We start from the raw sequence: 4,381 nt of genomic DNA, 5'->3' as shown, positions 1-4,381 counted from the left end.
ATTTATTTTACATTTATTACTGGGCTCACGATCGGTTACGGGGATTTTGTCCCTAAGCATTTCATTTCTCGCCTTGCCGCAGTGGTCATCGGTATTGACGGGGTGGTACTGATGGGGCTTATCGCAGCCATAGCCGTCCGCGCCTTGGATACGCCTCCTTCAGACAAATAGGGGCGACGGTCGCCGGCGACATCTTGATCACAAATAGCAAACATAAGACGGTGACCGCATGAAATCCGTGGAGATTATTTATCGGTACTGCGCGCAAACTGAACCGGTGCGCCCACGGCCTGCAGATTCAGACACAGCTCGCCTACGTCTGGACGAAGGAAATCAAGCTTTCGCGGCTTTACTCGAAAGTATGGCGAGCGACGAAGCTGTCGCGAGGCGCGTCATCCAGGTGGACTCGCGAGATTTCGGCTTGGCAGGCGGCTCCAGAGAGAGCCCCAAGCAAAGACCCTTTGCTGCAGTGCTCGGATGCTCCGACGCGCGGGTGCCAGTCGAACTGATCTTCAACGAAGGGCCGAACGACCTATTCGTCATCAGGGTTGCTGGAAATAGTCTCGGAAGCGACGTCCTTGGCAGCCTAAGCTATGCGGTTGAGCATTTAGGCGGCAGCATAAAATTAATCGCGGTCCTCGGTCATAGCGGCTGTGGCGCAGTGTCCGCCGCGGTTGATATCTTCCTGGATCCGAGACGATATTTCGAGCATGCCGCCAATCATTCGCTCCGCGGCATCCTGGATAGGATGCTCGTTGTGGTCCAGGCGTCCGCAAAACGAATGCTGGAGATCTTTGGACCAGATGTCGCGCAATATCCTGGTTATCGCGCTGCCCTCATTGAAGCGGCAATCGTGGTCAACGCAGCGCTTGCCGCCTATACAGTGAATAAGGAACTGAAAAACCAGGAATTTGGCGACATCAAAGCGGTATACGGCGTTTATGTTGTCGAGAGCCGCGAGGTTTGGTCGCCACATCGCGGGACAGCCATGTGGAGCGGACTGGCTGATCCACCGATTGATCCAGAGAGCTTTACTGAACTCGGAAATGCTGTGCTAAATTCGAATCGGATTTTGTCTATACTCAAAGCGGAGTGAGCGGCGCAATTTATCGCGCTCGTCTGGCCACTGCCCCAAGACTAATAATGAGTTTCACTATAAAATGTTTGATCTGGCCTTCCAAGCAGGCCCGCCGACGCCCATTTTCAGACTTGACGAGCCTATCGCAGGGTGACGATACGCGCACCGCGAAACTCGTTGCGAGTAGTTGATGCGCAACAGGAGCCGAAGATGCGAGCCGAGACATTGCTGCGGAAACTCCGTTTTCAGGAGGCTATTTCTGAAGATGAGCTCAACGCGTATCTCAAGAAAGTGAAGTCCGACGGCTCGCTTCCACCTGACGAAATTCTGATTTTGCTCGAGTTGATGAAACAAAGGATTGAGAACGTCTTGGTCGAGGACTTCAAGGCGGTGTCGAGCCTTGCCGGTGGCGATCGTCCCTCAGCGGAAAAGCCGAGAAAAATTGACGAGCAAAATGCATTGCGAGCTATCGTTTCAAAACTTACAAAATGATAGTTTCAATGGCGTACGCCCATTGGGTCCTTAAATCACGGGATGCACAGGAGGCTCGCCTCCTCAATTGGGCTGTATTATGCCTCCTTTTCATTTGCTTGGCAGCGATCAATTGGGAGACCATTCAAAATGGCCCGCCTGAACGGTTCATCAGACACGTATGACATCCTATGCGCGCGACCAACGCATTGCACATTTGCACTTTAGATTCGCCGGCCGAAGGTCGACGTTCGACAAGCGAGGTGGCGAAGAAAGTATTTGGTCTCGAACGGCAGCTTTGGGCCGAAAACGCTGGCGCGCTCCCCGCCCCCAAACGCCTGCTCGTGGCGCCAAGCAGGCGGCAAACATCGTTTGCGAACGACTGGAATCCGCATTCGTAGCCTCGCGGAGGGAGGTATCTTAGGCCGCGCAGGGAACGTGGAGATTAGCGATAGGGAGGTTATGTCAATGACCTAGCCCATGATGGCCCAGCCGGCCGCCGTCACGGCCAGGTCCACGGTTTCCTGGCTTGCCCCGGCAAAGGCGTCCTGGGCCGCGCGCTCCCGTGCGACGAAAAGCCTTACATGTTGTTCGCCATCCTGATCTAGCATCAACAACAACCCTCATGGCGCCTGTGTCCGGAGTGATTTAGCTCCATTCCGTTTTTGGAGAATGAGATATCGATCTTTTATTTTCGATGTCGTCGATGAAGCTATTCAAGATGTCTCGGCCGACGCGTCGGGACACGTACTCCCCTTGCGGGAGAAGGTGGCGCGAAGCGCCGGACAAACGATTCTTGTGGACATATTTGACCGCATTGGCGAGAAGGTTTCAGCTTGTCTCGTAGCGGCCTCCGGGGCCCGGAGGGGAATTTGGTTCGAGAATCCAATCGACGGACGCGCTTCGTCCTCCCGGCCGCTGCGCCGCGCCGTTCGCGGGCCATCGTCGCTGTGCTGCTTGTCGCGGCGCCATTGGCGGCGTGCGGGACGCCCCGGCCTGTCAGCGGCTTTCTGACGCCCGTGGCGACGCCGGCGAATGGCGCGACCGAACACACCATTTTCCTCGCCACGACCCGTCAGCGCGATCCCAGACCCGGGACGCTGTTCAACGGCGAAAGGTCGTCAGCGCTCAGTTACGCCGAGCTGACGGTTTCGGTCCCTCCCACCCACGTTCCGGGCGCGGTCGAATTTGCGAAAGCGGCGCCGGGCGATCCCAACACCGAATTCGTGGCCCGCTCCGCCGAGATTATCGACGGCGACAAGGCTTTCGTGCAGGCGCTGAACGCCCAGCTCGCGCTGCGCCCGAAGGGCCAGCGCAACATTTTCCTGTTCGTTCATGGGTTCAACACCTTGTTCGCCGAGGCGGCGTACACCCAGGCGCAGCTGGTTCACGATTCGCGCGCTCCCGCGGTGCCCGTGACGTTCACCTGGGCTTCGCGCGGCGACGCTTTGCAATATGTCTACGACAACAACAGCGCCACCGTCGCGCGAGACAGCCTCGTGCACACTATAAGTCTGCTGCTTTCCAGCAACGCCGAGAAGGTCAACATCCTCGCCCATTCCATGGGCAACTGGGTGACGGTCGAGGCGTTCCGGCAGTTGAAATTGAGCGGCGGCGTCAAGGACAAGTCCAAGATCGGCTTGATCCTGCTGGCGGCGCCCGATCTCGATTACGACGTGTTCAAATCGCAGTTGCGCACCATCGGCAAGATCGACCACCCGTTCTATGTTATCCTTTCCCGCGACGACAAGGCGCTGGGGATTTCGAGCTTTATTGCCGGCAATGAAACCCGGGTCGGCAACGCGAGCAACTCCGCCGAACTGACGGAGCTCGGCGCGACGGTCATCGATCTGAGCGACGTCCAGGCGAACGACCCGGTCAACCACGGCAAGTTCATGGAACTCGCGACGATCGGGCCGGAGATGCGGACTTTACTCGCCTCGGGAGTCAAAACGGGTCGCGGCCCTGGCGCCGCGGCGGTAGCGACCAATTCGCTGGTCACATTGCTCGGCGCGCCGGTCAAGATCATCGGCGCCGTGGCGCAATAGGCGCCGGCGACAGCTGTGAAGCGCGCCATATCCTGCTCCCCAAGACGCCGTTCGCTGCCGCGAAAATTTCCTCTTTGCATGTACTCAGGGGCGAAGCAGAGGTCGAGCGGGCCGACCGCCCGCCCGCAAAAATAACAGAAAGTTCATTAGTCAGAAACGGACCGGTAAACCGGAAGTTGTTAAGTTCATCTTCGAAAAGACGGCGTGATAACCCCCCAATCACGAAATCTGGCTTCCGGCCCGAGAATTTCAACGCGTACTGGGCCGAGTTCCGCGCCAAAAAAACGGCCTCCGACTCGGGGGCCGTTTTCTTTTGGCGACAACAGCTTCGGCAGGATCGGCTGCAGCGACCGCAGGGGGTTGGGTTTTACAATATTTTCATCGAACGCCTGGGCGAATGACCGCAAACCGCAGACAGCGCGGGCTTGCTCAGTAAGCGTCGAATTACTGCTCAGGGCGCCTAGGCGTCGTTGGCACCCGCCAGCGAAGGGCCGCTTCAAGGCCGACCGCTGCGGTTGTTGCACATGCCGCTGACGGCTTCTAGGCGTCCGAGCTTGACCACCAGATATTGTTTCGCGGCAGCAACCGGATAGGCGAAGCATCGGATTGACCTCAAAACATTTTAATCCGAAACATTTTGGTCAGAAACCTTATGGTGTCCTAAAAATGTCCCGAGGTGTGTGCGGCATCATCGAGCGCCCGACCCGCCCGCCCCGCAATCCCCTTGCCCCCTCTTGGGCGATAAAGGATTCCTTTTACGAAGAGCCCTCAGCCATTGCGCGAT

The 4,381-nt window shown here is 57.5% G+C and carries 5 protein-coding genes; 4 read left to right on the top strand and 1 reads right to left on the bottom strand.

The window, feature by feature from the left end; translation table 11 throughout:
• From ACLP2E_RS18875 to ACLP2E_RS18865, 3 genes are all read left to right on the top strand, one after another.
• Complete coding sequence (locus ACLP2E_RS18875; protein ID WP_442466800.1) at positions 1-171, top strand: ion channel; 171 nt, start codon at positions 1-3, stop codon at positions 169-171.
• 58 nt (positions 172-229) lie between these two features.
• On the top strand, positions 230-1,096 hold the full coding sequence (locus tag ACLP2E_RS18870; RefSeq protein WP_442466799.1) for a carbonic anhydrase: 867 nt from the start codon (positions 230-232) through the stop codon (positions 1,094-1,096).
• Positions 1,097-1,288: 192 nt separating this feature from the next.
• Positions 1,289-1,570 carry a hypothetical protein gene (locus ACLP2E_RS18865; protein WP_442466798.1) on the top strand — a complete coding sequence of 94 codons (282 nt, stop codon included), beginning with the start codon at positions 1,289-1,291 and terminating at the stop codon, positions 1,568-1,570.
• A 452-nt stretch (positions 1,571-2,022) separates the two neighbouring features.
• Here the strand turns inward: ACLP2E_RS18865 and ACLP2E_RS18860 are convergent, their stop codons facing one another.
• A complete protein-coding gene (locus ACLP2E_RS18860; protein WP_442466797.1) occupies positions 2,023-2,160 on the bottom strand; it encodes a hypothetical protein in 138 nt (45 codons plus the stop codon).
• 261 nt (positions 2,161-2,421) lie between these two features.
• Here ACLP2E_RS18860 and ACLP2E_RS18855 point away from each other — a divergent pair, with 261 nt between their 5' ends.
• Entirely contained in the window at positions 2,422-3,597 is a 1,176-nt protein-coding gene (locus ACLP2E_RS18855) for an alpha/beta hydrolase (RefSeq protein WP_442466796.1), read from the top strand.
• The last annotated feature ends 784 nt before the right edge of the window (positions 3,598-4,381 follow it).

The sequence above is a fragment of the Rhodoblastus sp. genome (assembly GCF_052145335.1).
Classification (GTDB): domain Bacteria; phylum Pseudomonadota; class Alphaproteobacteria; order Rhizobiales; family Beijerinckiaceae; genus Rhodoblastus.
Note: the sequence above shows the minus strand (reverse complement) of the source record. Positions and strands in the feature narration are given on the sequence as shown.

Excerpts from the sequence above, each read along its gene's own strand:
- ACLP2E_RS18870 (WP_442466799.1), top strand. The coding sequence starts at position 230 with ATGAAATCCGTGGAGATTATTTATCGGTACTGCGCGCAAACTGAACCG.
- ACLP2E_RS18865 (WP_442466798.1), top strand. The coding sequence starts at position 1,289 with ATGCGAGCCGAGACATTGCTGCGGAAACTCCGTTTTCAGGAGGCTATT.
- ACLP2E_RS18860 (WP_442466797.1), bottom strand. The coding sequence starts at position 2,160 with ATGCTAGATCAGGATGGCGAACAACATGTAAGGCTTTTCGTCGCACGG.